The sequence below is a fragment of the Clostridium ganghwense genome, from assembly GCF_026735165.1.
Classification (GTDB): Bacteria; Bacillota; Clostridia; order Clostridiales; family Clostridiaceae; genus Clostridium_H; species Clostridium_H ganghwense.
Map to the genome: position 1 here is coordinate 275058 of NZ_JAPQES010000005.1, position 26716 is coordinate 301773.

Consider the following 26716-nt stretch of genomic DNA (forward strand, 5'->3'; position numbering starts at 1 on the left):
TATTTAATTACCATTTATATAATAAAGCTGACATAGTATATCCACCAGCTACAGAACAAAATACTATGATATCATCCTTTTCAAAGCACTTTTCTTTCAATTTGTCATCAAGTGCCATAATTGGACTAGTTGGACCAGTATATCCATATTTATTTCCTACAAACGTTGTCTTGTCCATGTTTGTCCCAAGTTTCTTTAAAGTAGTTTCAACTTCAAATTCGGAAAATTGAGACATAAAATAATGATCAACATCTCTAGTAGTATAACTATGCTCTTTTAAAAGATTTGTAATAAGTTTTGTCCAGTTTTCAGATAAAAAGTTAACTGCAAAAGGTTTCCATTCCATCATTCTATCATACCCATTTATTTCATTTTTAGGCATGTTGGATAATCCACAAGCTGGAAATCTTATAGTTTCATTGTAACTATCATCAGTAAATATTTCAGAACCTATAAATCCGCTTTCTTCTTCCTCTTCTCTCGCTTCTAAGATGATGGCTGCGCCTCCATCCGCTATAGTTGAATAAACTATCATGTCGTCTTCTCTAGCAAAAGGACTAATTAACAATGAACTTACTACTAAAACTCTTTTATATTTTTTATCTGTCTTCAAAAATCTTGTAGCTATGTCTATACCATGAAGCATTCCAATACAATCACAGTTGACATCAAAAACACCAGATACATTCTTTGCACCCAATTTATTTTTTATTATCAATGCACAGCAAGGTGTAAGGTATTCTGGTGTATCACTAGCTGATATTATCATATCTATATCATTAGGATTTAATTTAGCAGCTTCTAATGCTTTTTTTGCTGCTTCTACAGACATAGTTATAGTATTTTCATTTTCTTGTGCCAAAGTCCTTTTATCTCTACCTAGTTTTTCCATCATGCCTTTTAATTTAACATCCAAATCATATTTTCTAAAATGCTTAATATAATAATCATTATCTACAATTCTTTTAGGATGATAGCTCCCTGTTCCTACTATATGTACGTTTCTAAACATAATTTATACCTCCTATAATTATTATGAAATTTATTGATTTTTTAACAAAGTTTATAATTAAAATTATCACTAAAAATAGTAATATAAAATATATTGTATTGATGAAAAAATAGCAGATAGCCATATATGATACATCAGATAACACTGAACATGGTAATATGACATTTTCAAAATCTGTATAGCTCGATATATTTTATTTTCTAGGGTTTAAATGTTAATTTTTCACTCTTTTAAGTATTTATAAATTAATAATAGTATATATGTATTTTTTGGTAAAATCAATTATTTTAATACACATTATTCCATATTGTTCTATGTTTTTTGTGAATTAGACTTAATTATACATTTAAACGTGATTTTCCTTCGTAACAAAACTTTATATTATATCTATTCTTAAGGAACAAAAAAATTAGATAAAAATAGATTTTTTCTATTTTTATCTAATTCTTTTTTTGAATCTACTAATTCACCTATACTTCTATATCCACACCAACTAAATCTTTTATTTTTCTGGCTAATTCATTACTTAATCTCTCCACCTGATCAAAGTTTTTTGATTCAGCATAAACTCTACATACTGGTTCTTCAGCATCTGGAAGAACCAGTGCCCAAGCATCAGGATAGTTTAACTTTACACCTTCAATAAGCTCTACTGATTCTGAAGAATTTTCTTCAATTAAATTTCTCATAACCTTTCCCTTCATATTCCAAGGACATACAATTTCTTGCTTCCTTTTATAATACTTAGGGAATTTTGATATTATTTTAGAAAGCGCTAAATTAGAATTTGCCATTAAATTTAAAGTAAGCATGACTATTCCTACAGCATCATGAACATTTAAATAGGAATTAACTACCTCTCTTTTATTTAAATTTTTCTCGTTCTTTATATATGCTTCTAATATATTATTTTGCGAAGTTTTAGTCCTTATGAATTTAGCCCCACACATATAAGCTATTTGTTCCATAGAACCAGAAGATGTTACTGGTACTACTAAAGTTTTAAGTTCAGTTGATTTTAACATAATAAATGCTTTAAGGGCATCATATGTATCATCTTTTATAATCTTGCCTTTTTCATCAACTAAAACAGCCGAATCACCCTCATCAGAAATGTATACGCCTAAATTTGCACCATTTAATATAACCGCTCTACTAATTCCTCTTAAATCTTTTGCTTCATCATATAACTTAACATTTACCTTAAGCTCTGACAAAATATTCTTCATTACTGAATTTATTAAAGTATTTCTTGTACTTAATACTATCTTATACTTTTGCATTTTTATATTATGAACCTGCAATTTATTCACAAGACTTCTAATATAATATTCAACTGTATCTGATAGATGGGTAATTTTCTTTAAAGCATCATTTTTAACTCTCCTAAAATCTTCCCTTATAAAACTATTTTCTATACTTCTTTCCATATTTTTATCAATATCTACTCCGTTTTTATCCATAAACAAGATATTAACTCTTTGTGGATCATCCCTATCTACTACAACATGAATTGCTCCACTAACCCCAAAAAACATTACAGCATATCTTGTCATTGCAGTAGTCATCCTTTTTAAATCATATACTTCAATCCCCATAGAAATAAGCCCTGTAGCTAATGCATATTTAAACATTTGAGCTGCACCGTCATCACTACAACTTATTGCAACCTTAGCACCAGATTTTAATAAAGACCCATATGAAGATCCTAACTTTGATACAAACTCAGGCGTTATATCTACATTTATTCCTCCACTTATGCCTCTCTTACCAAATAAAGCTTTAGAAAATTTTCCACCCCAAATTACATTTGATTTTACTACAGAACTTGCACCAATTAATTTATTAGGCCATATTTTAATTCCAGGTTTTACTATTGATTTAGTTTCAATCAAAGTATCATCACCTATTGCTGCCTCTTCAAAAACTGCACTTCTTGATTCTAACTGTACATTTTTACATAAAACAGCCCCTCTAACTTCAGCATTATCACCAATATAACAATTGTCAAAGGCTATGCTTCTCTTTATGGTAGCATCTGAAGAAACTATATTATTTTTTCCTAAAATAGTATAAGGTCCTATTTTAGCTCCAGCATAAATTTTTGTATTACTTCCTATATACGAAGGTGATGTAATCTTAGCTTGAGGATTTATTTGACAATTCTTCCCTATCCATATACCCTCTCCATATCTTTCTCCTTTTATTTTTACCTTTACGATTCCTTTTAAAATATCAAAATGACATTTAATATATTGTTCTATATTACCTATATCACACCAATATCCATCAGCCACATATGCATATACAGGTTTATTATTACTTAATAAAATAGGAAATAAATCATTGCTAAAATCAAATTTCTGATTTTGTTCATAATAATCAAAAATTTCAGGTTCTAATATATATATGCCTGTATTTACTTTGTCACTAAAAACCTCGCTCCAACTTGGTTTTTCAAGAAATCCAGTAACTTTTCCTTCTTTATCTGTTACAACAACTCCATACTCTAAAGGAACTGGAACTTCCTTTAATACTAATGTTGCTATTGCTTTTTTCTTTTTATGATAAGCAATAGCTTTAGATATATCAATATCAGTTAATGCATCTCCACTTATAACAATAAATGTATCATCTAAAAATTTTTCTGCATTCTTAACACTTCCTGCAGTGCCTAAAGGATTTTCTTCCATAAAATAATTTAAATTAACTCCAAATTTTTTTCCGTCTTCAAAATAACTTATAATTTCATCCGATAGGTACTGAAGCGTTACAGCTATGTTAGTTATGCCATTTTTTTTAAGCAGTTCTATTGCATATTCCAATACTGGTTTATCCAGTATTGGCATCATAGGCTTTGGAATATTACAAGTTAACGGTCTTAACCTTGTGCCTTGCCCCCCCGCCATAATTACTGCTTTCATAAACTCCCCCCTATATGTTAATATCTTTTTAATTAATCTATTGTTTCTTCTCTACTTCCCATTCAGTTTCTTTGGCCTCATTTTTAACCTGTTCATACATTTGTACTGTTAAACAAGCTATTTTATCCCAAGAATATTTTTCACGAATATATCTATAAGCATTCTCTTTTAATTTTTTTGATAATTCCTCATTACTTAAAAGTTCTAAAACATTCTTCTTTAAACTTTCAACTGAGCCTGGTATGAATTTCATTCCATTAACCTTATGTTCAACTATTTCTGAAAATCCACCTACATCGGAAACTACTATTGGACATCCTGCTGCCATTCCCTCTAAAGCAACAATTCCAAAAGGTTCATATAAAGATGGAAAAATAGCCATATCTGCTACTTTATATAATTTATTTTTGCTATTATCTTCCATATATCCAGTAAATAAAACTTTATCAGATAAGCCTATATCTCTTACCTTTTTCTTTAATTCGTCTGTCATTGGCCCTGTACCTGCAATTATAAATTTTGTTTTATTATGTTTTTTAATTATTTGAGATGCAGCATTTATTAAAATATGTATCCCTTTTTCAAAAACATGTCTTCCAACATAAAAAACTATTTTTTCATCATCTTTAGCAAATTTTCTTCTAAACTGAAGAGTATCAAAATCTAATTGAAACTCATTTGCTTCTACTCCATTAGGAATAACCCATATTTTCTCCCAAGGTGTAGAAAATACATTTTTTATTTGTTCTCTCATATAATTGCTGCATGCTACAACCTTCCAAGATTCGTATGTAAGCATCCATTCTACTGATGATATATATCTTTGCATATCAGTCTTTATTCCATTATTTCTTCCATACTCTGTAGCATGTATTGTACTCACTACTGGAATATTAAAAGCCCATTTTAGTGTTTTGGCTGCATATGTCGTAAGCCAATCATGGGCATGTATAATATCCATTTCTCCCTTATCATTTATTAGACGTATACCTTCTTCTATCATTGCAAAATTAAGCTGCATAATCCACTTTGTAAAATCTTGTGTTTCTAGATTATAAGGAGATACTCTATGAATTAGAACTCCATTATCATTTTCTTTAATAGGAGCTGTTCCTTCTTCACAGGTAATCACATGAACCTCATGTCCCTTATTTGCTAAACTATGTGATAAATAATAAACATGATTTGATAGTCCCCCTACATTCTTTGGTGGATACTCCCATGATAGCATTAATATTCTCATATATTACACTCCTTTGATTTATAGTTAATTTCATAATTCGTTATTACCATTTTTTTCTACAATATATATTATAATGTATAAAGATATATTTTCAACCATTATTTGTAAATAAACTTCACTGGTATAATTCTATAGATTCTTCTAACCAAGATCTTTGAATATTAAAAATAAGCTACATTTAAATTATATTATTTATGTAAGAATTAAATGTTACATCATTTACATATTATGTATATATAAAAATAGCACAAACAACTTAATTAAAGTGTTTGTGCTATCTCTATATTTTTAAATAGACTCTACAATATCAATTTTTGACTTAGTTTCAGTTATATTCTTCATCCACTTTTTCGAATACACTAATTTCAATCCGATAATCAATCTTACAAGCTCCTCTCCAGAAATTATTAAGTAAACCCACTGAATTGGAAGCTTTAACACAAAAGCTGAAATGAAACCAATAGGAACACCAATACCCCATGTACCAACTATATCTAAATACAGGGTATATTTAGTCTTTCCACCACTTCTTAAAATTCCGCCACCTATAATCATATTTGAAACCTTAATCCATAAAACTATACTAAACATTACTAAAATCTTAATTGTATAGTCTTTTACATCACTAGATACATTGAATACTGAAACATATAAATTTGAACAAATTATTAATAAAACTCCAAATATACTTGAGCCAACAATTCCTAATTTAATAAATTTTTTGGAATATTTAAAAGCAACTTCGTTATCCCATATACCTAACTTATTTCCTATCATAATTCCAGCTGCACTACTTACTCCTGAAAATAATCCTATACTTAAACCTTGTATAGGATAGGTCAAAGTCATTGCTGCAACCTCTATAGTCCCCATCCTTCCATATACAATAGAATACATTGTTTCACCTAATGCCCACATAAATTCACTTATTAATAAAGGACTTGCCACAATAAAAATTTTCTTCATAAATACTAATGAAATATCAAACATTTCATTAATCTTAAATGCAGCTGGATATTTATTTACATAAGTAATAATTAATATCAAAACACATTCTACAAATCTAGTAATAGTTGTAGCATAAGCTGCCCCATATAATCCCATATGTGGCAAACCAAATTTTCCAAATATAAATAAATAATTTAATAATGTATTTAATCCAACCGCAAATAATCCTGCATACATTGGTGTCTTAACATGTTCTGTACTTCTTAAAACTGATGAATAAATAGAAATGAAAAGCATCGGTATATATCCCACTGCAATAATTCTAAGATATACACTTCCTAATTCAACTATTTTTGTATCTTTAGTATAAAGATTTAATACTTGCTGTGAAAACATCAATGAAATTAAAGTAAATATAGTTGTTATAAACGCTCCAAATATAAAAGTTCCCCCTAATGTACGTCCTATATTTGGAGTATCTTTTTTCCCCCAAAATTGAGCCGCAAAAATAGATGTTACTGAAGCAATAGCACCTAAGGTTATCAATAAGATAAAAGGAAATCTTGATCCTAAACCCACTGCCGCAATTGCCTCTTCTCCAAGCTGTCCTATCATAAATTGATCAATCATACTCAAAGAAGCTTGAAATAGACTTTGAATAGAAACAGGTATAGCTATTGCTAACATAGTCTTATAATAATATTTATCTTTTAAAAACCCTTTAATCATAATACACCTACCTTTATTTATATAACTAAGTTCACTTACTCTAAATTTTATATATTTAAATTTATCTATTTTCTAAAATTGTATTTATTTTTATTTCATCATCAATTAAATTCTTTTTATATTTATCTTTTAATCTTAGAAGATATATGTCATTATGAATATGTTCCGAAACAATAGAAGCCAAAAGAACATTCTCTGTAAAAGTTCCTAAAAATTCTTCTCGATGTTTTCCCCTGTCTGCAATTAATGTTCTTTTACAATCTACAACTAACATTATTCTTGTTTGCTTACCAAAACAACTAGAATCGCAATGATTATATATTTCTACCGGAAGATCTTTACCATTAAGCTTAGCAAAAGAAAATACAATTATTCTAACTCCTCTTTTCCCTAATTCTATAAACTCTTTTGAAAATGTTTGAAGATTAAAATCAGTATTTATATAAACTTCTTTTTCTGCTGTTAAAAGTATTTCTCTTGTTTTTGAAATAACATTATCATATCCTTCTATATTTAAGTACCGTTCTTCTGAATCCGAATTTCCTAATTGATTTAATTTCGTTTCCAATAAATCAGCGGTTTCAATAAATTCAGTTTTCATTTTATTTATTAAGGTTGTAGGATTTTCTGCCTTATATATTTGAGAATCACCTGGCAATAAAAATATAACTCCTCTTTTGTATAAATTATCTAAAGCTGAATACACCGAAGAACGAGACATGTTTAAATTTTTAGCAATTTGATATCCATTTAAGCTTGAATTTTTTAATAAATTAATATAAACTGCTGCTTCTGTTTTTGAGAAATTCAACTTTTCTAATAAGTTTACTACTTTATTCATGTTCATTATACCTCCCCTTTTAGCTTAGTAGTACATTATGTACTACTATATTATATATGTATCATAAGCCATTTATTCCCTAATGTCAATAATATAAATCTACAAAAAAAATAAAAAGGATATTGTCCTACAATATCCTTTTTAAAACTTTATTTAACTGTTTTCTTGCATTATTTTTCTTCTTTTTTTATCATTTCTCCTATTGCAGCTATACTTCCTAAAGAAGATAATGTTTCATTTGGAAGTATAAGCTTATTACTAGGTCCATTAGCCATTTCTTTAAGAGCTTCAACTTGTTTTAATGCTATAACAGTTTCATTTGTTCCTGATTCAATTATTGCTCTGTTTACATTATTTATTGCTTCAGCCTCAGCTTTTGCAACTATTTCAATAGCCTTAGCTTTACCTTCAGCTTCAAGTAATTGAGATTCACGAAGACCTTCTGCACGTCTAATATTAGCTTCTTTTTCAGCTTCTGCATTAAGTATTCTAGCTTGCTTTTCACCTTCTGCTCTCTCTATTTCACTTTGTCTTTCTCCTTCTGCTTGAAGTATACTTGCTCTCTTATCTCTTTCTGCTCTCATTTGTTTTTCCATAGCTTGTTGAATTTCTGACGGTGGAATTATATTTTTTATTTCTACTGATAAAATCTTAATTCCATAAGCATCTGTAATCTCATCTATTATTTCAAGCAGCTTGGAGTTTATTCTATCTCTTCCTGATAAAACTTCATCCAAAGACATTTCTCCAACTATATTTCTCATATTTGTAATAGTTGAATAAACTATACCTGATTTATAATCCTCTATATTATAAACTGCAGCCTTAGGTTCTAATACTTTATAGAAAATAACATTATCTATTGATATCTTAACATTATCCTTTGTAATAACACTTTGAGGTTGAATATCTAAAATTTGTTGTTTTGTTGAAATTTTGCGTCTTACATAATCTGCAAATGGAATTGTAAAATGCCATCCTGGCTCAAGATTTCTATGATATTGTCCAAATCTTTCAACGATGTAAATATATCCTGTGTTTACAATTTTAATTGATGATAAAACTGCTGCTAAAATTATAACTAACAATATTACTCCTAAAATACTCTCAAACATATAAAATACCCCTTTCTTTATTTATATTAATTTTTTTTAATAACTAACTTATTGCCTTCAATGCCAATAATTTTCACTTTCTCTCCTTTATCTATATACTCTCCAACATTTTTTACTGTCCAGTATATACCACCAAATTTTATTGTAGCTTTTTCTTTAATATTTTTATCACAGATAAATTCTTGTCCTATATACTCTTCTTCCATTCTTGGAGTTATAGGAACTGTCTTTTTTATTGTCTTTTTTACTATAGGATAACCAATGGCCATCAAAGTCACACTTGAAGCAATAAAAGTAATAAGTTGAGTTGAAAAAGGGAAATGAAGCAAAGTCAATATTACTGCCAATATTCCTCCAACTGTAAACCATATAAATAAAAAGCTGCTAGTAGCTGCATCTACTGCCAACGCAAAAGCTGCTATAACAATCCATAGTATTAATTGAGCCCACATCATATATACTACTCCTTTCCAAGATATTATATATAATCACCTTAATCTTATTATATATCACTGTGCAATACTTTAACATGATATTCAAAATATTTCAATCATATATATCTAGTGGTTATATTAATATAATATAGTATTTTATAAAATAATAAAAGTTTTATTTTGATTGATTATAAGTTATTTGTTACCATTTTAACAGTTATTCTTTCTTCTATTGCTTTTTTCGTAGAATTTCTAATCTTTTCATCTATTTATAAAATCTTTACTTAAATTCCCTTCTTATGTTTTAATATAAGTTGACAAACAAGCCCTAGAAAGTGTAGATTTTAATTAGTTTTAAAATTAGTATTATACAAAAACTAGAAATTGGAGTGTGAATGTAATGAACTTTATTAGAGTAGCTGCAGCATGTCCTGTAACTAATGTAGCACATATTAACTTTAATCTTGAAAATATAAAAGATTGTATAAATAAAGCTCTAGAGCAAGATAGTAAACTTATAGTATTTCCAGAGCTTTGTATTACTTCATATACTTGTGGAGATCTATTTTCTCAACAACAATTAATAGAAAAATCTAATTATGCCATAAGAAGACTTTGTCTTTTTTCTAAAAATAAAGATATCCTTATAGCAGTAGGTGCACCCCTTGTATATAATCATTGCTTATATAATTGTGCTTATATAATATATAATGGTAAAATACTTGGAATTGTTCCAAAAAGCTATGTACCAAATTATTCGGAATTCTATGAAAAACGCTGGTTTACTGAGGGAATAAATATAACAAATAAAAACGTAAATTTTTCTTTTCAAGAAAATGTACCTTTTGGTATAAACTTAATATTCTCTAGTGGAACTTTTAAATTTGGATTTGAAATATGCGAAGATTTATGGACTGTTATACCACCTAGTTCTTATCTTAGCCTTGCTGGAGCAAATATAATAGGAAATCTCTCTGCTTCAAATGAACTTGTAAGCAAAACTAAATACAGAAAATCTTTAGTTGAAAATCAAAGTGCTAGAGGTATTTCTTCATATGTTTATTCTTCTGCTGGAGTATTTGAATCATCTACCGATTTAGTTTTCAGTGGTCATTTGTTAATCTCTGAAAATGGAATCACATTAGGAGAAAACGATAGATTTCAACGTGAAAATCAGGTTATAACGTCAGTAATTGATATTGATAAATTAAATAACGAACGTTTAAAAAATTTAAGCTTTAGTAGTAATGCAAACTTATTTCCTTTTGAAGTTAAAGAAATATCTTTTAGTTTTTCTGATGTATCTCCTAAGATTTTTGATAGATTCGTTGATAAACATCCTTTTGTACCTTCAAATGAACATGAAAGAGAAGAACGTTGTAAAGAAATTTTCAATATCCAAGCTTCTGGACTTGCAAAACGTTTGAATCATACTGGAATTGAAAAAGCAGTAGTTGGAATTTCAGGGGGACTAGATTCAACTTTAGCATTACTTGTAATGGTTAAAACTTTCGATTTATTAAACTTGCCTCGTAAAAATATAATTACAATAACAATGCCTGGTTTTGGAACTACAGATAGAACTTATAACAATGCAGTAGATTTATGTAAAGAATTAGATACAGAATTTAGAGAAATAAATATTGTAGATGCTTGCCTACAGCATTTTAAAGACATAAATCATCCTGCTGAACAACATGATGTTACATATGAAAATGTTCAAGCTAGAGAAAGAACTCAAATACTTATGGATATAGCTAATAAAGAAGGCGGCCTTTTAGTTGGTACAGGTGATCTTTCTGAATTAGCATTAGGATGGGCTACTTACAATGGAGATCATATGTCTATGTACTCAGTAAACTGCTCTATCCCTAAAACTCTAGTAAGATATTTAGTAAACTATGTAGCAGATAAGGAAGTTTCTAATAAAGTATCTAAAATACTTCTTGATATTTTAGATACACCAGTTAGTCCTGAACTTCTCCCAAAAGATAATAGCGGAGAAATATCTCAAAAAACAGAAGATATAGTAGGTCCTTACGAGCTTCATGATTTCTTTTTATACTATTTCATAAGACAGGGAGCTACTCCTAAAAAAATATTATTCCTTGCAAAATATGCCTTTAAGGATACATATGATGATGAAACTGTAGAAAAATGGTTTGATAAATTTGTAAAACGCTTCTTTACTCAACAATTTAAGCGTTCAGCCTTACCTGATGGTCCAAAGGTAGGAACTATAAGTCTTTCTCCAAGAGGTGATTGGAGAATGCCATCTGATGCAAGCTATAAAGCTTGGATTTAAAAAAACAAACTGCCACTCATAATTATGAGTTGGCAGTTCATTTTATACTTTTAAAAGAAAATGTATTAAATAACTGGTCCTATATTATCAATAATATTTTCATCTCATACTTTATTTATATATATCAACCATAAGTCCTGTTATTTCATCAATAGTAGCAGCAACATTTAAGTTCTCTTTTTCATCACTTAAAAGCATTTGGGTAAGTTCCTCTAATTTATCATCTATAGTCTCAACAGTTATAAAGTATTGAGTTTGCCAAAAACTTATATCTTTTTTTACTCCGTACATATAATTAAGTATAGATTCTAGATACTCTCTTATCATTCTTTTATACGCTGCTACATCAGCATAACATTTGGTTATAGATAACCTATTTCCTTTTTTCTTTATATCATCAAGCATCTTTTTTAATTGTTCTTCAGATTTTCTTTGCTGAGCGAAACTAAAGCTTTGAGAAAAGCTTTTTTTACTTGTTACTACTTTCTTTTCAGATTTAACTGGAGTATTTCTGCCTACTCGTGATATTTCCACAAATCCCACCTCCATAAAAAGCATTTCATGTATATTATATAGTAATTTAGTATAAAAACAAAGTACTATAATTGCTAATAATGATGATTTTTGTAAAACAATTTATGGCACAAAAGACTCAATATTGTTATTAAATTTAATTTTATAATTACATTATTCAATATTTTTAAAGAAAACTATATTAAACTACTAAATATTAGCATAATATAAGTTAAGTGGAGGTGTTATATTGTTTGATACAACAACTTATAGTACTAGAGATAAAATATCAGTTCCTATAAATAAACCTAATTTAATAATAACTAAAAAAGTAACAGGCCCTAACATAAATTCTATAAATTTTGGAGAAATTTATAATTATACTGTAGAAATAACCAATACTAATACTTTGGGTACTGAAGCAGATGCTTTTGATTTTAATTTGATAGCTACTCTTTCACATTATCTTATTTTAAATATAAATTCTGTAGTAGTAAGTGGAACGGGTTTCTTTAAAGCTGAAAAAATTGAAGCAGATAAGATTATAGTTCCTATTTTAAAATTAGGAAGTGGTGATAATATTACGCTAAGTTATTCTGTTAAGATAAAAAATAATATTATTCCTAATATAGGTATAGTCACTACAGCATATAATACTGCTCCTTATTATAAAACTTTTAATTCTAATAAATTTCAGCCTATAGATATTACACGAAATAAAAAATTCACTTTAAGAACAGGAAATATAATAAAAAAAATGTAGATAAAAAAGTAAGTTTAGCTAAAAAGCCGGCTTACTTTTTTGCTATTTTTGTTATAATTAAATAAGTTAGTCTTTTATAAGATACAATTGATATTTAAATTTGATTTACGAGGTGTTAACATGAAAAAACTTTTGACTATGTTCTTAACGTTTCTTAAAATAGGAGCTTTTACCTTTGGAGGCGGATATGCTATGATTCCACTTATAGAAACAGAAGTTGTGGACAAACAACATTGGATAAAAAAAGAAGAATTTCTAGATATTATAGTTATTTCTCAAACCTTTCCTGGAGCTTTAGCTGTAAACTCCTCTACTTTTATAGGATACAGGATAGGTGGAATATTAGGAGCCATGCTTGCTCTTATAGGAGTTGTTCTTCCATCATTTTTCATAATGCTTGTAGTAGCACACTTTTTCTTACAATTTAGGAATAATCCAATTGTAGATTTAGTTTTCAAAGGTATTTCTGCAGCAGTTCCTATGCTAATTCTAGTAGCTGTAATTAGCCTATCAAAATCAATAAACAAAAGTACCATTAATTTAATAATAATTATTTTCACTATTATTGGAATATCTGTACTTAATATTCATCCAGTTTTGATAATATTACTTTCTGGTATTTATGGTGCTGTATTTCTTAGAGAGAAGGTGAATTAATGAATCTTTTATTAAAAATATTCCTCACATTTTTAAAAATAGGAATGTTTAGTTTTGGTGGTGGACTAGCTATGCTTCCTTTTATAAAAAAAGAGATTGTAGATAATAATCACTGGATTGATTTTTCAACATTTAAAGATATAATAGGTATCGCTCAAATGACGCCTGGACCAATAGCTATAAATTCAGCTACCTTCGTAGGTTTTAAAGTAAACGGTGTTTTAGGAAGTGTTTTTGCAACTTTAGGAGTAGTTACTTTTTCTTTTATACTAGTTTCTATCGCTACTCACTACATAATTAAATTTAAAGAATCTAAAATACTAAAAGCTGTTATACTTGGGATGAGACCAGCAGTTATTGGTTTAATAATATCCGCTTTTCTATTTCTTGCAAAGGATTCATACTCTATAAAAGACATAAAGAGTATTATACTTGGAGGCTTTATAGGTATTCTTTTATTCAAAACAAAGCTTCATCCTATTTTTATTATTATACTAGCTGGAATTTTAGGAATTGTCTTTTATGGTTTTTTACCTACATTTTAACTATCAGTGTTAATTTAATAACCATTTCTCCTTTTATACATATAATATAAGTGTAGTTTTAAAAAGGAGTGTATAAGCATGTATTTCCGTAACTTCAACGAATTTGATCATTTTAAATGTATGTATTGCCCATTTAGCTATTTTTACCGTCAAGGTCCTCCTATGCCACCTCCTATAGGTAATCAACAAAGTGGTCCTCCAATGGCTCCTCCACCAACTACTACGCCTAAGAAATCTAAAGCTGACGCAGAACTTAAAGCTGTTGATCCTGGTGCAATTAGACCTTGTAAATATAGGTATGTATATATTTGGTTAAAAAATGGCAAATCCTTCTGGGCATGGCTTACTTATGTAGGGAAAAAATCTGTTGCTGGTTGGAGATGGAATGGATTTTACTGGGTTTACTTTGGAGTAGATTTAAGGAAGATTGAGAGTTTTGTATGCTATTAACATGTAAACATAATCTATCTATGAATAACTAATATAAAAAGTAAGTGCTAATTTAGTACTTACTTTATTTTTATTTTTTTAATAATAATTTAATAAAAAAACTAATATAAACAATAATAATTATATAAAATACTATAAGCGAGGTGATTAATATGTTTTACTCTAAAAATATTCAAGATACATTAAAAGACTTGAATTCTGACCCCTTAAAAGGTTTATCCTCTGAAGAATTAGAAAAACGTAAGAAAAAATTTGGTGATAATAAATTAGCTTCTCAAAAGAAACAAACCCTTTTACAGCTTTTTATAGCACAAATTAATGATGTTTTAATTTATATACTAGTAGCCGCTGCAGTAATTTCTGCCTTAGTAGGTGAAACTAGTGATGCAATTATTATAGCTGTAGTAATTGTATTAAATGCTGTAATTGGTATTATTCAAGAATCTAAAGCAGAACATTCTCTAGAAGCTTTAAAAACTCTTTCAACTCCTAAAGCTATAGTTAAAAGAGATGGTGAGCTTACAGAAATTTCTTCAGAAGATATTGTCCCTGGTGACATTATAATTATAGATGCTGGAAGGTATATTCCTTGTGATTTACGACTTATAGAAACAGCTAATTTAAAAATAGAAGAATCAGCTCTCACTGGTGAATCAGTACCAGTAGATAAATCTTCTAGCTTAATACTAGAAGATAAAAATATACCTTTAGGTGATCAAAAAAATATGGCTTTTATGTCTACTTTAGTGAGTCACGGACGTGGAGTGGGTGTAGCGGTTGCAACAGGTATGAATACAGAAATAGGTAAAGTAGCTTCTCTTCTTAAAGAAAGTAAAAAAGAACTAACTCCTCTTCAAAAAAAATTAGAACAATTAGGAAAAATATTAGGTATAGGAGCTTTAGGTGTATGTGCTATTATATTCATAATAGGGCTTTTACAAAAAAGAGATTTATTTGAAATGTTCTTAACTGCTATTAGTCTAGCTGTAGCTGCTGTACCAGAAGGTTTACCTGCTATTGTAACAATCGTTCTTGCTTTAGGTGTACAAAGAATGATAAAAGAAAATGCTATAATCAGAAAACTACCAGCAGTAGAAACTCTTGGTTCTGTAAATATAGTTTGTTCTGATAAAACTGGTACATTAACTCAAAATAAAATGACTGTAACAAAATTTTTTGCTGATAAATTTCTCGGAAATATTGAAAAATTAGATATAAATAACTTAACCCACAAATTACTTATAGAAAATTTAATTTTATGTAATGATGCCACATATTCTGAAAATAATAAAACAGGAGATCCTACTGAAATAGCACTTTTAGATGCTGGTATTAAATTTAACCTTTTTAAAGATGAACTTGAGAAAATACATTCACGTATAAATGAAGTTCCTTTTGATTCAGATAGAAAATTAATGACTACTGTGAATAAATATAATGATGAATTTTATGTAATGACTAAAGGTGCAGTAGATAATCTAATAAAAATATGTGACAATATTTATTTAAATGGTAAAGTTGTACCTCTTACACAAGAAATTAAAACTTCCTTTTTAGATGCAGCTGCTTCTATGTCTAAAGAAGCACTTAGAGTTCTTGGTGCTGCATATAAAAAAGTTTCAAATGCCCATGTAGAAATAGATAACTTAGAAAATAATTTAACTTTGATAGGATTAGTTGGTATGATAGATCCACCTAGATTGGAGGTAAAGGATTCCATTGCAGAATGTAAAAAAGCTGGTATATCTACAGTAATGATAACTGGAGATCATAAAGCAACTGCCTTTGCTATTGCAAAATCTTTAGATATAACTCAAGATGAAAATGAAACTATATCTGGTGTAGATCTTGATGGTATATCTCAAGAAGAACTTAATAAAAAAATAGATAACTTAAAAGTTTTTGCTAGAGTTTCTCCAGAACATAAGGTAAAAATAGTTAAAGCTTTCAAATCTAAAGGGAATATAGTTTCTATGACTGGTGACGGAGTAAACGATGCGCCATCTCTAAAAATTGCAGATATAGGAGTTGCTATGGGGATTACAGGAACAGATGTTGCAAAAGGTGCATCAGATATGATATTAACTGATGATAACTTTTCTACTATAGTCTCTGCTATTGAAGAGGGTAGAAACATATATAACAATATAAAAAAATCAATTTTATTTTTACTTTCTTGTAATTTAGGTGAATTAATAGCTATATTTATAGCAATACTTTTAGGCTGGTCATCTCCACTACGTTCAATACACATTTTATGGATTAACTTAGTTACAGATTCACTACCTGCTTTAGCCTTAGGAATTGATCCAAAGGATAAAAGTGTTATGGATGAAAAACCTAGAAGTCCTAAAGAAAATATATTTACAGGCTCAGTTATGTATTTAGCATTAAATGCTTTACTAATAGGTGCTTTAACTCTTATAGCTTTTCAAATAGGAATGACCAAATATTCCGGTTCATTAATGCATGCACAAACTATGGCTTTTATGGTAATGAGCATAAGCGAACTGGTACATTCCCTAAATATGAGAAGTAAAGATAAGTCAATATTTAAAATAGGATTTTTCACTAATAGAGCTCTAGTTATATCTATTTTATTAGGTATATTGCTTCAAAATATAATATTATTTATTCCAGCATTAAGAAATGTTTTTAAAGTATATTTCCTTAATGCATACGATTGGATGTGGATAATTATTTTAAGTTTAATGCCTCTATTATTTAATGAAATATCCAAACTTATAAAAAAGAAGGAAAAATAATTTCCTTCTTTTCAACTTTTTATTTATATTGATCAGCAAGATTTATGTAATGATTAGTATTATCCATTATATGTTTCTTCTCTTCTTCAGTAAGCTCTCTTATAACCTTAGCTGGTGAACCTACACATAAAACTCCAGATGGTATTTTCTTACCACCAGTCACTAAACTACCTGCTCCTATTATCGTATTATCTCCTATTTCAGCACCATCTAAAATAATACTTCCCATTCCAATTAAACACTCTTTACCTACTTTACATGCATGAATTACACAATTGTGACCTATATTACTATAATCTCCTATTTTAGTTGGATATTTTTCAGCAGAATGAATACTACAATTATCTTGTATATTAACACCCTTTCCGACTATAATTTGATTATCATCTCCCCTTAAAACAGCTCCAAACCAAACGCTTGAATCTTCATTTAAAATAACATCTCCAATAATATCTGAACTACTTGCTAAGAAAGTCTTTTCATGTATATTAGGATATTTATTATTAAATTTATGCATCATAAATCTCACCCTCCAAAATAATATCTATTATACATTATAACCCAATATCATTAATAAAAAAATAAAAACACCTCATACTGAGATGTTTTTTGTCAAATTTACATTTTTTATGCTGCACCAATAAATTTCTTAGTTTCTTCTTTATTATTTTTCCATTTGCAATAAAAATAAAACGGTATACCAATTATAGCTAAAAGCATTCCATATAGAATAACTTCTTTGTTTAGCCCTGAAATTGCCCATATGGCATAACTAAACCCTAAAAATGGCACTATACAGCTTTTTATTATACTAAATTTATTAAGATTTGATTCTTTAATTTTGAATTTAATATCTGCCAAAGAAGTTAATGCATAAACTGGCAAATATGCTAAAGTTGTTAAAAGTATTACAAAATTAAATGCTGATATCATGGACTTTGAATAACTCATTAGTAAAACAATATTAGTAAATATTGCATTAATTATTAAACTTGCATGAGGAGTATTATATTGGGAATGTACTTTGGCAAAAATCTGTGGAAATATCTTATCCTTTCCTGCAGCAAAAGACATACGTGCAGTACTTAAAAGCCATCCAATTATACTTCCAAACACACAAATTATCATTGATATTACTATTATTTTAGTAACACCTTTTCCCAAAAACTGAGAAAGAATGTCTACTATTGGAGCCGCACTGTTAACTAATTGATCTTGCGGCATAGCTCCCATTGCAAAAAAGCTAATTAACATATACATAATAACAGCTATAGATATTCCAAATATAGTACTTAACTTTACATTTCGTTCAGGATTAGATATTTCTCCTGCAGTAACTGATGCAGATTCAAAACCAACAAATGCCCATATAGTACATGCCACTACAGCTGGTAAAGTTTCTAATCCTCTCCTCGCTGGAAATGCTGGAGTAATAAATTCTACATTGAAATTACATGCTGCAATAACAATAAATGAACCAAATAATACAATTTTAAATATAGTTATAGCTGCTTGTGCAAAGCCGGCTTTTTTTACTCCTAAAATATTTATGAAAGTAAATATCCATAAAACACTACTAGCATATATAAAAGCAATTGTAGAGTTTTCTCCTATTATTGGTATCAATGGGATAGTATAACTTACAAGAGTGGTAATAATAGCAGCATTTCCTATACAAGCAGCATTCCAATATAACCAGGCAACTAAAAATCCAATAAAATTCCCGAAGGCTCTCTTTGAATATTGGTAAGGTCCACCACTTTCACTTATTTTAGAACCTAAATTTGCACATGAAAGGGCAATAAAAATTGAACCTAATCCTGTTATTAACCATGCTATCATGATAGACCCAGGACCAGAAATAGATGCTAAAGTGGTTGGAAGCATAAATATTCCTGATCCAATCATATTACCTGCTACAAGAGCGGTTGCAGTTAATAATCCTATCTCCTTTTTCAGTTGTACTTGTTTTTCCATATTTTTTCCCCTCTATCTAGTATTTGCAATTTAGCACTGTAACTTTAACATACCACAATACTACTGTCAATAAAAATCCTTATCTATGCATAAATATTCTTTTTATTTTTTGGAAATTTTTTGAATAAATTTCTTGTGTACAACACCTTATTGCTATATAATACTATATATAGTGTTTTTAGTTTTTTTTATCACTATATATAGTATTATGTACAGGAGGATTTATATGAATTCTATAAAAAGTATCTTCAAAAGATATTATACTAAAGAGTTAGAAAAAGATAGTTCTAAAACTGTTTATGATTTATTTAATTGGAAAAAAGTTAATGTAATACTAAAAGACTATAAAACTAATAAAGTACTTGTGGATATGAAAAATTTAGAATTTCCCGAAAGTTATTCTCAAAATGCTTGTGATATTATAGCCTCAAAATATTTTAGGAAATCAGGAGTACCAAACAATGTAGGATATGAAAATAGCATGAAAATGGTTGCCCATAGACTAGTGAATTTTTGGCTTCAAGCTTTAAGAGATGAAAAGTTGATACAAACTAAAGAAGATGCAAAAATTTTTTATGATGAAATGGTATATGGACTTCTAAATCAAATGTATGCTCCAAACTCTCCTCAATGGTTTAATACTGGTCTTGCCCTTTCCTACAACATAAAAGGTTCTAAACAAGGCAGCTATTATTTCGATGAGAAGGAGAAAAAAGTGGTAGAAAGTGATGATAGTTACTCTAGAACTCAGGCATCAGCATGTTTTATTCTTTCTATTCAAGATAAACTTTTAGGTGATCATTCTATTTCTGAACAATATGTCACAGAAACAAAACTATTCAAAGGTGGCTCTGGCACTGGAACAAACTTTTCTACTATAAGAGCTATTGGTGAACCTCTTTCAGGTGGTGGAGTATCTTCAGGGCTTATGAGTTTCTTAAAAGGACTTGATAGAAATGCAGGAGCTATTAAATCAGGCGGAACTACAAGGAGAGCTGCAAAAATGTTGTGTCTCGATATTGATCATCCTGAAATAATGGATTTTATAACGTGGAAAGCTAAGGAGGAAAACAAGGTAAGAAACCTTGGTAAGATGGGGTACGACACAAGTTTTGAAGGAGAAGCCTATGAAACTGTATCGGGTCAAAATGGAAACAATTCAGTAAGATTTTCTGATGAATTCATGAAAAAAGTAGAAAATCTGAATATTAATCCCAATGAAACTATTGAGCTTAAAGGTAGAGTTAGCAATAATATAAATAAATCTATAAAGGTTTCAAAATTATGGAATACATTTAATGAAGCTGCTTGGGAATGTGCTGATCCTGCACCTCAATTTGATGATATATTCAACACTTGGCATACCTGTCCATGTGGTGAAGATGGAAATTTCAATACTTCTCACAACAGAATAAACTCTACAAATCCCTGTGGTGAATATGCATTTTTAGATGATACTTCATGTAATTTAGCATCTATTAATATATATAAATTTTTTGACATAAACACAAAAGAATTTGATGTAGATGGCTATCTCCATATAATTGGTTTAATTCAACTTGCCTTAGAGGCTTCAATACATTGGGGACAATTTCCTACTGAAGATATAGCTAGAAAAACCTATTTATTTAGAACTACAGGCTTAGGGATTTCTAATCTTGCCTCACTATTAATGTCAATTGGGTATCCTTATGATTCAGAACATGCAAGAAATCTAGTATCTGCTTTAGTTGGAATATTAACAGGATACTCATATTATATTTCATCATTGATGGCTGCTGAAATAGGTTGTTTTCCTAAATACGAAATTAACAAAGAACATATGCTAAGAGTAATACGAAACCATGCACGAACAGCTGGTGCTGATAATACTTCATATGAAAATTTAAATTATGAGCCAGTAATAATAAATCATAACTTGCTTGAAATTAATAAATTTGATAAATTAAGTAATACCCTTAAAGAAGTATGGGATAAAGCATTAAAATCTGGTAAAGATTACGGTTATAGAAATGCTCAAGTATCTGTTATTGCTCCAACTGGTACTATTTCTTTAGCTATGGACTGTGGTGCAACCTCAATAGAACCTTTCTTCAGTCATGTAACTTATAAAAAACTATCTGGAGGAAGCTTCATGACTATAGTTAATCCTGTTTTAGAGGTCTCACTGCAAAATTTAGGTTACTCTAATGAAGAAATTAAAGATATTGTAGAATATATTATGAGAAAAGAAACTATCACTGAAAATGGTTTTGAATATGAAAAAATAATAGATGGAAAAATTGAAGGAGCTCCACATCTAAAAAAAGAACATTTGGCTATCTTTGATACAGCAAATAGATGTGGCAGCGGCATGAGATTTATCTCTCCAATGGGCCATGTTAAACTAGTTGCTTCTATTACTCCACTTATCTCTGGAGCTGTATCAAAAACTGTAAATCTACCTAAATCTGCTACTGTAGAAGACTTTAAAAATGTAGTACTCTCCTCTTGGAAACTCGGAGTTAAAGGTATATCTTTATATAGAGATTCCTCAAAAGTAAGTCAACCACTTAATATAAGTCTGGCTGAAGACCAAAAAACTCAGTTAGAAGATTTAACTTATAATGAACTTTTACAAAACGCAAAAGAACTTCAAGCTAAACATCATTATTCAAGACGTGATAAACTTATAGGAATTCGACGTGGTACTACACATCCTGCTCAAATAGAAGATGTTAAAATTTATACAACAGTTAATAGGAATGATAAAGGAGAAATATCAGAAATATATATAACTACTGATAGAGAAGGAACTATAATTACAGGACTTTTAAACTCACTTTCCAAATCTATCTCGGTTATGCTTCAATATCACGTACCACCAGAAGATATATCAAAAATGCTTAGAGGACAAAAATATGAACCCTACGGTTTTGTGAAAAAACATCCTTTTATAAAATCTGTTACTTCAATTTCAGATTTAATAAGTAAAATAATTGATATAGAATTAGATGATTTTTCAAGATGTCAAATTAAACCTGATAAATATAATCATATTAATGAAAGTATTGCTATTGATTCACCACCACAATCACAAAAAACTATAGGCGAACGTTTATATGATAGTATATGTCCTACTTGTTCAAGTACAAGAATGGTAAGAAACGGTACATGTAAAATATGTTTAGATTGCGGATCAACTACTGGATGCAGTTAACACAAAAATAGTAATAACCCCAAACTTAAATTAGGTTTGGGGTTATTACTATTTTTAAAATAAATTTTCATATATACTAAAGATTTCTTCTTCTGAAAGTGAAACATAGTTATTTACAAGTAATCTTTGTTGATTTTCAATTACGCTCTTTGCAAATGCTCTCTTTTCTTCTTCTTTCATTCCATATTCTCTTAAAGGTTTTACTGAAAGTAATTTATCTAATATGCTTGTTATTTCATCATATACATCTTCTTGGTCTACTTTTAATATTCCAGCTAATATCTTATTTAACTCTTTAATTTTTCCTTCAGGATTTTTTCTTTGATAATTCTTAAACACTTCTGTAAAGAATAAGTAGTTAGCTTCACCATGAGGAACATGATAAATTCCGCTTATTGGATAAGAAATAGCATGTACTGCACCTACTCCTGTATTTCCAAAAGCTATTCCAGCATAGTTACTAGCTACAACAAAATCTTCTATTATTTGTGTTCTGTAGTCTCTTCCATGTTCAAGAATTTGTTTATATCCACTTAATATTAATTCCATAGCTTTTACTCCAAACATTTCTGTAACTGGATTTGATTTTGGTGAAACATATGATTCAACAGCATGAACTAATGCATCTATAGAACTTGTAACAAAGAATGAATATGGTAATCCTTTTACAAGTTCTGGTATTAATACAGCATAATCAGCATATAGCTCATCTACTGCTAATCCCATTTTTGTTTTCTTTGCTTTTATTGATGTCATAGATATATTTGTTACTTCACTTCCTGTTCCACAAGTTGTAGGAATAATAATAAGTTCTTTTTCTTTTATAAGAGGAACTCTTTTTTCAAACAATTCTAGTACATCTTTTGCATCTTTTAATACAAATAATTTTGCTATATCTACTACTGATCCTCCCCCTACAGCAATAATTCTATTGAATTCTAACTTGTTTACATCCTCAAAAATAGCATTTATCATCTCATCTGATGGTTCCCCTGTACCATATTTTTCTTGGAATAAAACTTCTGCTTCTAAATTAAGCTGCTTTATAAACTCTTGATAAATAAATTCATGAGTAAATAACAAATCACCTTTACCTATTTTAAATTCTTCTGCAAATTCTTTAAATGAATCAAATTTGTAAACATCTGGCTGTAATTTTAATAATCTCATAACTAAATCCCCCTTGTAAAATTATAAATTTCAAATATATGTTAACCTTTTAACAATATCCCTCAAAAAAAAGAAGTTATTATTTTTATTATAATTAACTTCTTTGCATTATGCATATTTTACCATATTTGATTTTATTTTTCAATTTATTTTACATTAATTTCTAATTTTCTTTATTTATTTTGTATATTAAAAGTGGAATACAAACTTTGTATTCCACTTAATTATGCTGTTACCTTATTTATATGTTCTAAAACTTACATTTGAATTTTTCTTCAAATTGTTTTACAAGTTCTTCTCTGAAATTTGGATGAGCAATATTTATTAGTTCTCTTGCTCTATCTTTTAATGTTTTACCTTTAAGTTGAGCAATTCCATATTCTGTAATAATGTAATCTACATCATTTCTTGTTGTTGTAACTACCGCACCTTCGTCTAATTGAAGAACAATTCTTGATACTTTTCCTCTTGCTGCTGTTGAAGGCATTGCTATTATTGACTTACCATCCTTGCACATAGTTGCTCCTCTTACGAAGTCTACTTGTCCTCCAACTCCACTAATTTGCTTGCTTCCTACACTCTCTGAGCACACTTGACCCATTAAGTCAACTTGAACACATGAGTTTATTGAAATTAATTTATTGTTTTGAGAAATAACTACAGGATCATTTACATAATCAACTGGATGCATTTCTACCGTTGGGTTGTTATTTACGAAATCATAAAGTCTCTTTGTTCCCATAAGGAATGTTACTATCATTTTCCCTGGATTTAATGTCTTATTCTTATTTGTTATAACTCCAGCTTCAACAAGCTCAACAACACCATCAGATATCATTTCTGAATGTATTCCTAAATCCTTCTTATCCTTTAGGAATAAAAGTACTGCATCTGGAATAGCTCCAATTCCTAATTGTAGTGTAGAACCATCTTCTACTAATGATGCACAATGTTCTCCTATAGCTTTTTCAACATCACCTATTTTAGGTGGTTGTAATTCTATTATTGGATGTGAAGATTCTACTACGTAATCTATTTCCGAAACATGGATGAATGAATTCCCCATTGTTCTTGGCATTTGATCATTTACTTCTGCTATTACTATTTTTGCACACTCAGCTCCTGGTTTTGTATAATCTATTGATACACCTAAACTGCAGTTACCATGTTCATCTGGAGCACTTACTTGTACAAGAGCTACATCTATGGGCATATATCCTTGTTTGAATAACTTTGGTACTTCATGGAAGAAACATGTTGTAAAATCTGCTCTTCCTGCATTAACTGCTTCTCTTGTACTTCCTCCTACAAAAATAGCATTGTGACGGAAATGCTTTTCCATTCCTGGTTTTGCATATTCAGCACCACTCATAGCTACCATATGAACAATTTCAACGTCAGTATAATTTTCTTTGTTTTCTAACATAGCATTTATAAGTGTTATTGGCTCTGCACACGCATGACCTGTTACTACCCTGTTACCTGACTTTATTTTTGATACAGCTTCTTCAGCAGTAACTATTTTACTTTTATAAAGTTCTCTCCAATTCATTAATTTTTCCTCCTTTGTTATATGATCTATAAATAAATTATATCTATTTTATAAAAGGGTGATTTTAAACCACCCTTTTGAATACATATATTTGTTTAATTTATTCTTCTATTCTAGCAATTGCTTTAGCAAGCTTTTTCTTATGAGCTAAGTTTCCTTGTCTTGCTATCATAATTCTTTGAGCTTGTGGTGATCCTGCTCCATGCATTGATTCTGTTCTGTAACCAACTGCTGCTGTTCCTAAAGTTAAGTTTTCTATTAATCTTAAAACTCTCATACGATTTTCTGTAGACACTGATGCAACACCTACTAGATATTTATCTACATAATGTCCTATTTTTTCATCTCTGAAGTCTTTTTCTGCTGGCATTGTTACCATTAATCCACCAGCTATATCTTCAGCAAGTCTTGCTATTTCATATGGGAATCTTGTAACATTCTGTTTACATACATTTGCAAGTAATAAATCTATTAAGTAGTTTCCTGATTCTGTTTTATGTCCTTCTGCTGAACATGCTATTCCGCAAGCATATAAAGTTTCATTTAAGTGAGTCATTTCTATTAATTTATCTTTTAAGTGTGATGCTCTTGCAGCTCCATTGTAATCTGCTGCTAATGCAGAAGCTCCTATTAATACATCACCAACTCCAACTTTACATCCGCCGTAGCTTTGTCTGTGATATCCTGCAAATCTTTCAACAAGCATTCCTGCAAATTCTGTTTCTCCATCTAAGAAGATTCTTTCATTTGGTACGAATACATCGTCGAATACAACTAAAGCTTCTTGTCCACCAAAGTTGTAGTTACCTACATCTATGTCTGCTCCTTCTTCGCTCTTTCTTGTATCACAAGATTGACGTCCCATTATGATAACTATTCCTTCAGTATCTGTTGGAACTGAGAAAGATATAGCATAATCTTTATCTTCTGGTCTCATAGCTATAGTAGGCATTACTAAGATTTCATGTGAGTTAGTTATACCTGTTTGGTGAGCTTTAGCTCCTCTAACTACAACACCATCTTCTCTTCTTTCTACAACACGAAGATATAAATCTGGATCTGCTTGTTTGCTTGGTGATAATCCTCTATCTCCTTTTGGATCAGTCATAGCTCCATCTACTGTTAAGTCATTAGCTTGTACATACTCTAAGAATTTCTTAAATCTTTCATGATAGTTTGTACCATAAGCTTTGTCTATTTCGTAAGTTGTGCTGTATTCAGAGTTGAATGCATCCATACCAACACATCTTTGGAAACAAGCTGCTGTTTTTTGTCCAAGTAATCTTTGCATTTTTACTTTTTTAACTAAATCCTCAGTGTTTTGATGAATGTTTGTGAAACGATTAACTTTTTCTCCACTTAAGTGTGAAGTTGCTGTCATTAAATCTTCATATTCTTCCATTTCAGCTAAATCATAAGTCATCTTAACTGAGTTAAGTGATGGACGAAGTATTGGATGGTCTACCACGTTTTCTATTTTTTCTCCAAACATATAAACATTTAGATTAAGTTTTCTAAGACTTTCTACATATTGTTCTCCTGTCATTAGTGCCACTTTTACCATTCCCTTCATA

20 protein-coding genes are annotated in these 26716 nt (G+C 29.4%); 7 read left to right on the forward strand and 13 right to left on the reverse strand.

Going from position 1 to position 26716, the window contains the following annotated elements:
- Positions 1-7: 7 nt before the first annotated feature.
- The 7 genes from OXH55_RS14750 to OXH55_RS14780 all read right to left on the reverse strand — a co-directional run bounded on the left by OXH55_RS14750 (position 8) and on the right by OXH55_RS14780 (position 9264).
- Complete coding sequence (locus OXH55_RS14750; RefSeq protein ID WP_268050791.1) at positions 8-1012, reverse strand: ketoacyl-ACP synthase III; 1005 nt, start codon at positions 1010-1012, stop codon at positions 8-10.
- 470 nt (positions 1013-1482) lie between these two features.
- Entirely contained in the window at positions 1483-3936 is a 2454-nt protein-coding gene (locus tag OXH55_RS14755; RefSeq protein ID WP_268050792.1) for a sugar phosphate nucleotidyltransferase, read from the reverse strand.
- Between the two features lie 37 nt (positions 3937-3973).
- Positions 3974-5179 (reverse strand): glycosyltransferase family 4 protein, encoded by a 1206-nt coding sequence (locus OXH55_RS14760; RefSeq protein WP_268050793.1) that lies wholly within the window; start codon positions 5177-5179, stop codon positions 3974-3976.
- Between the two features lie 288 nt (positions 5180-5467).
- Positions 5468-6856: an MATE family efflux transporter gene (locus OXH55_RS14765; protein WP_268050794.1), complete on the reverse strand. Its 1389-nt coding sequence runs from the start codon at positions 6854-6856 to the stop codon at positions 5468-5470.
- Between the two features lie 61 nt (positions 6857-6917).
- A complete protein-coding gene (locus OXH55_RS14770) occupies positions 6918-7697 on the reverse strand; it encodes a TrmB family transcriptional regulator (RefSeq protein WP_268050795.1) in 780 nt (259 codons plus the stop codon).
- A 170-nt stretch (positions 7698-7867) separates the two neighbouring features.
- Entirely contained in the window at positions 7868-8812 is a 945-nt protein-coding gene (locus tag OXH55_RS14775; protein ID WP_268050796.1) for an SPFH domain-containing protein, read from the reverse strand.
- Positions 8813-8838: 26 nt separating this feature from the next.
- Positions 8839-9264: an NfeD family protein gene (locus OXH55_RS14780; protein WP_268050855.1), complete on the reverse strand. Its 426-nt coding sequence runs from the start codon at positions 9262-9264 to the stop codon at positions 8839-8841.
- A gap of 382 nt (positions 9265-9646) precedes the next feature.
- Between OXH55_RS14780 and OXH55_RS14785 the strand changes: the two genes are divergently transcribed.
- Complete coding sequence (locus tag OXH55_RS14785) at positions 9647-11551, forward strand: NAD(+) synthase (protein ID WP_268050797.1); 1905 nt, start codon at positions 9647-9649, stop codon at positions 11549-11551.
- Between the two features lie 111 nt (positions 11552-11662).
- On the opposite strand, the gene OXH55_RS14790 is transcribed toward OXH55_RS14785, so the two are convergent.
- Positions 11663-12085, reverse strand: a complete 423-nt coding sequence (locus tag OXH55_RS14790) for a YaaR family protein (protein WP_268050798.1) — start codon at positions 12083-12085, stop codon at positions 11663-11665.
- A gap of 229 nt (positions 12086-12314) precedes the next feature.
- Between OXH55_RS14790 and OXH55_RS14795 the strand changes: the two genes are divergently transcribed.
- From OXH55_RS14795 to OXH55_RS14815, 5 genes are all read left to right on the forward strand, one after another.
- Positions 12315-12827, forward strand: a complete 513-nt coding sequence (locus tag OXH55_RS14795) for a hypothetical protein (protein WP_268050799.1) — start codon at positions 12315-12317, stop codon at positions 12825-12827.
- A gap of 120 nt (positions 12828-12947) precedes the next feature.
- Positions 12948-13484, forward strand: coding sequence for a chromate transporter (locus OXH55_RS14800; RefSeq protein ID WP_268050800.1), 537 nt, complete (start codon positions 12948-12950; stop codon positions 13482-13484).
- On the forward strand, positions 13484-14029 hold the full coding sequence (locus tag OXH55_RS14805; RefSeq protein WP_268050801.1) for a chromate transporter: 546 nt from the start codon (positions 13484-13486) through the stop codon (positions 14027-14029). The genes OXH55_RS14800 and OXH55_RS14805 overlap by 1 nt, the downstream gene beginning before the upstream one ends.
- 78 nt (positions 14030-14107) lie before the next feature.
- Complete coding sequence (locus OXH55_RS14810; RefSeq protein WP_268050802.1) at positions 14108-14479, forward strand: hypothetical protein; 372 nt, start codon at positions 14108-14110, stop codon at positions 14477-14479.
- A gap of 152 nt (positions 14480-14631) precedes the next feature.
- Positions 14632-17244 carry a calcium-translocating P-type ATPase, PMCA-type gene (locus tag OXH55_RS14815; protein WP_272509071.1) on the forward strand — a complete coding sequence of 871 codons (2613 nt, stop codon included), beginning with the start codon at positions 14632-14634 and terminating at the stop codon, positions 17242-17244.
- A 19-nt stretch (positions 17245-17263) separates the two neighbouring features.
- Here OXH55_RS14815 and OXH55_RS14820 read toward each other — a convergent pair whose 3' ends face one another.
- Both OXH55_RS14820 and OXH55_RS14825 read right to left on the reverse strand, forming a co-directional pair.
- Positions 17264-17764 carry a gamma carbonic anhydrase family protein gene (locus OXH55_RS14820; protein WP_268050803.1) on the reverse strand — a complete coding sequence of 167 codons (501 nt, stop codon included), beginning with the start codon at positions 17762-17764 and terminating at the stop codon, positions 17264-17266.
- Between the two features lie 107 nt (positions 17765-17871).
- Positions 17872-19221, reverse strand: a complete 1350-nt coding sequence (locus OXH55_RS14825; protein ID WP_268050804.1) for an APC family permease — start codon at positions 19219-19221, stop codon at positions 17872-17874.
- A gap of 226 nt (positions 19222-19447) precedes the next feature.
- Between OXH55_RS14825 and OXH55_RS14830 the strand changes: the two genes are divergently transcribed.
- Complete coding sequence (locus OXH55_RS14830) at positions 19448-22420, forward strand: vitamin B12-dependent ribonucleotide reductase (RefSeq protein ID WP_268050805.1); 2973 nt, start codon at positions 19448-19450, stop codon at positions 22418-22420.
- 54 nt (positions 22421-22474) lie between these two features.
- On the opposite strand, the gene OXH55_RS14835 is transcribed toward OXH55_RS14830, so the two are convergent.
- From OXH55_RS14835 to OXH55_RS14845, 3 genes are all read right to left on the reverse strand, one after another.
- Positions 22475-23590 carry a 4-hydroxybutyrate dehydrogenase gene (locus OXH55_RS14835; RefSeq protein WP_268050806.1) on the reverse strand — a complete coding sequence of 372 codons (1116 nt, stop codon included), beginning with the start codon at positions 23588-23590 and terminating at the stop codon, positions 22475-22477.
- A 250-nt stretch (positions 23591-23840) separates the two neighbouring features.
- On the reverse strand, positions 23841-25142 hold the full coding sequence (locus OXH55_RS14840; protein ID WP_268050807.1) for an acetyl-CoA hydrolase/transferase family protein: 1302 nt from the start codon (positions 25140-25142) through the stop codon (positions 23841-23843).
- A gap of 100 nt (positions 25143-25242) precedes the next feature.
- The gene (locus tag OXH55_RS14845) at positions 25243-26697 is read right to left on the reverse strand and encodes a 4-hydroxyphenylacetate 3-hydroxylase family protein (RefSeq protein ID WP_268050819.1); all 1455 of its coding nucleotides are present in this window, start codon (positions 26695-26697) and stop codon (positions 25243-25245) included.
- Positions 26698-26716 lie beyond the last annotated feature (19 nt).

Bases quoted from the DNA above. Each gene is read 5' to 3' on its own strand.
- OXH55_RS14835 (WP_268050806.1), bottom strand. From the start codon at position 23,590: ATGAGATTATTAAAATTACAGCCAGATGTTTACAAATTTGATTCATTT.
- OXH55_RS14800 (WP_268050800.1), top strand. From the start codon at position 12,948: ATGAAAAAACTTTTGACTATGTTCTTAACGTTTCTTAAAATAGGAGCT.
- OXH55_RS14810 (WP_268050802.1), top strand. From the start codon at position 14,108: ATGTATTTCCGTAACTTCAACGAATTTGATCATTTTAAATGTATGTAT.
- OXH55_RS14820 (WP_268050803.1), bottom strand. From the start codon at position 17,764: ATGATGCATAAATTTAATAATAAATATCCTAATATACATGAAAAGACT.
- OXH55_RS14785 (WP_268050797.1), top strand. From the start codon at position 9,647: ATGAACTTTATTAGAGTAGCTGCAGCATGTCCTGTAACTAATGTAGCA.
- OXH55_RS14805 (WP_268050801.1), top strand. From the start codon at position 13,484: ATGAATCTTTTATTAAAAATATTCCTCACATTTTTAAAAATAGGAATG.
- OXH55_RS14775 (WP_268050796.1), bottom strand. From the start codon at position 8,812: ATGTTTGAGAGTATTTTAGGAGTAATATTGTTAGTTATAATTTTAGCA.
- OXH55_RS14765 (WP_268050794.1), bottom strand. From the start codon at position 6,856: ATGATTAAAGGGTTTTTAAAAGATAAATATTATTATAAGACTATGTTA.
- OXH55_RS14780 (WP_268050855.1), bottom strand. From the start codon at position 9,264: ATGTGGGCTCAATTAATACTATGGATTGTTATAGCAGCTTTTGCGTTG.
- OXH55_RS14760 (WP_268050793.1), bottom strand. From the start codon at position 5,179: ATGAGAATATTAATGCTATCATGGGAGTATCCACCAAAGAATGTAGGG.
- OXH55_RS14815 (WP_272509071.1), top strand. From the start codon at position 14,632: ATGTTTTACTCTAAAAATATTCAAGATACATTAAAAGACTTGAATTCT.
- OXH55_RS14755 (WP_268050792.1), bottom strand. From the start codon at position 3,936: ATGAAAGCAGTAATTATGGCGGGGGGGCAAGGCACAAGGTTAAGACCG.
- OXH55_RS14830 (WP_268050805.1), top strand. From the start codon at position 19,448: ATGAATTCTATAAAAAGTATCTTCAAAAGATATTATACTAAAGAGTTA.
- OXH55_RS14750 (WP_268050791.1), bottom strand. From the start codon at position 1,012: ATGTTTAGAAACGTACATATAGTAGGAACAGGGAGCTATCATCCTAAA.
- OXH55_RS14840 (WP_268050807.1), bottom strand. From the start codon at position 25,142: ATGAATTGGAGAGAACTTTATAAAAGTAAAATAGTTACTGCTGAAGAA.
- OXH55_RS14825 (WP_268050804.1), bottom strand. From the start codon at position 19,221: ATGGAAAAACAAGTACAACTGAAAAAGGAGATAGGATTATTAACTGCA.
- OXH55_RS14770 (WP_268050795.1), bottom strand. From the start codon at position 7,697: ATGAATAAAGTAGTAAACTTATTAGAAAAGTTGAATTTCTCAAAAACA.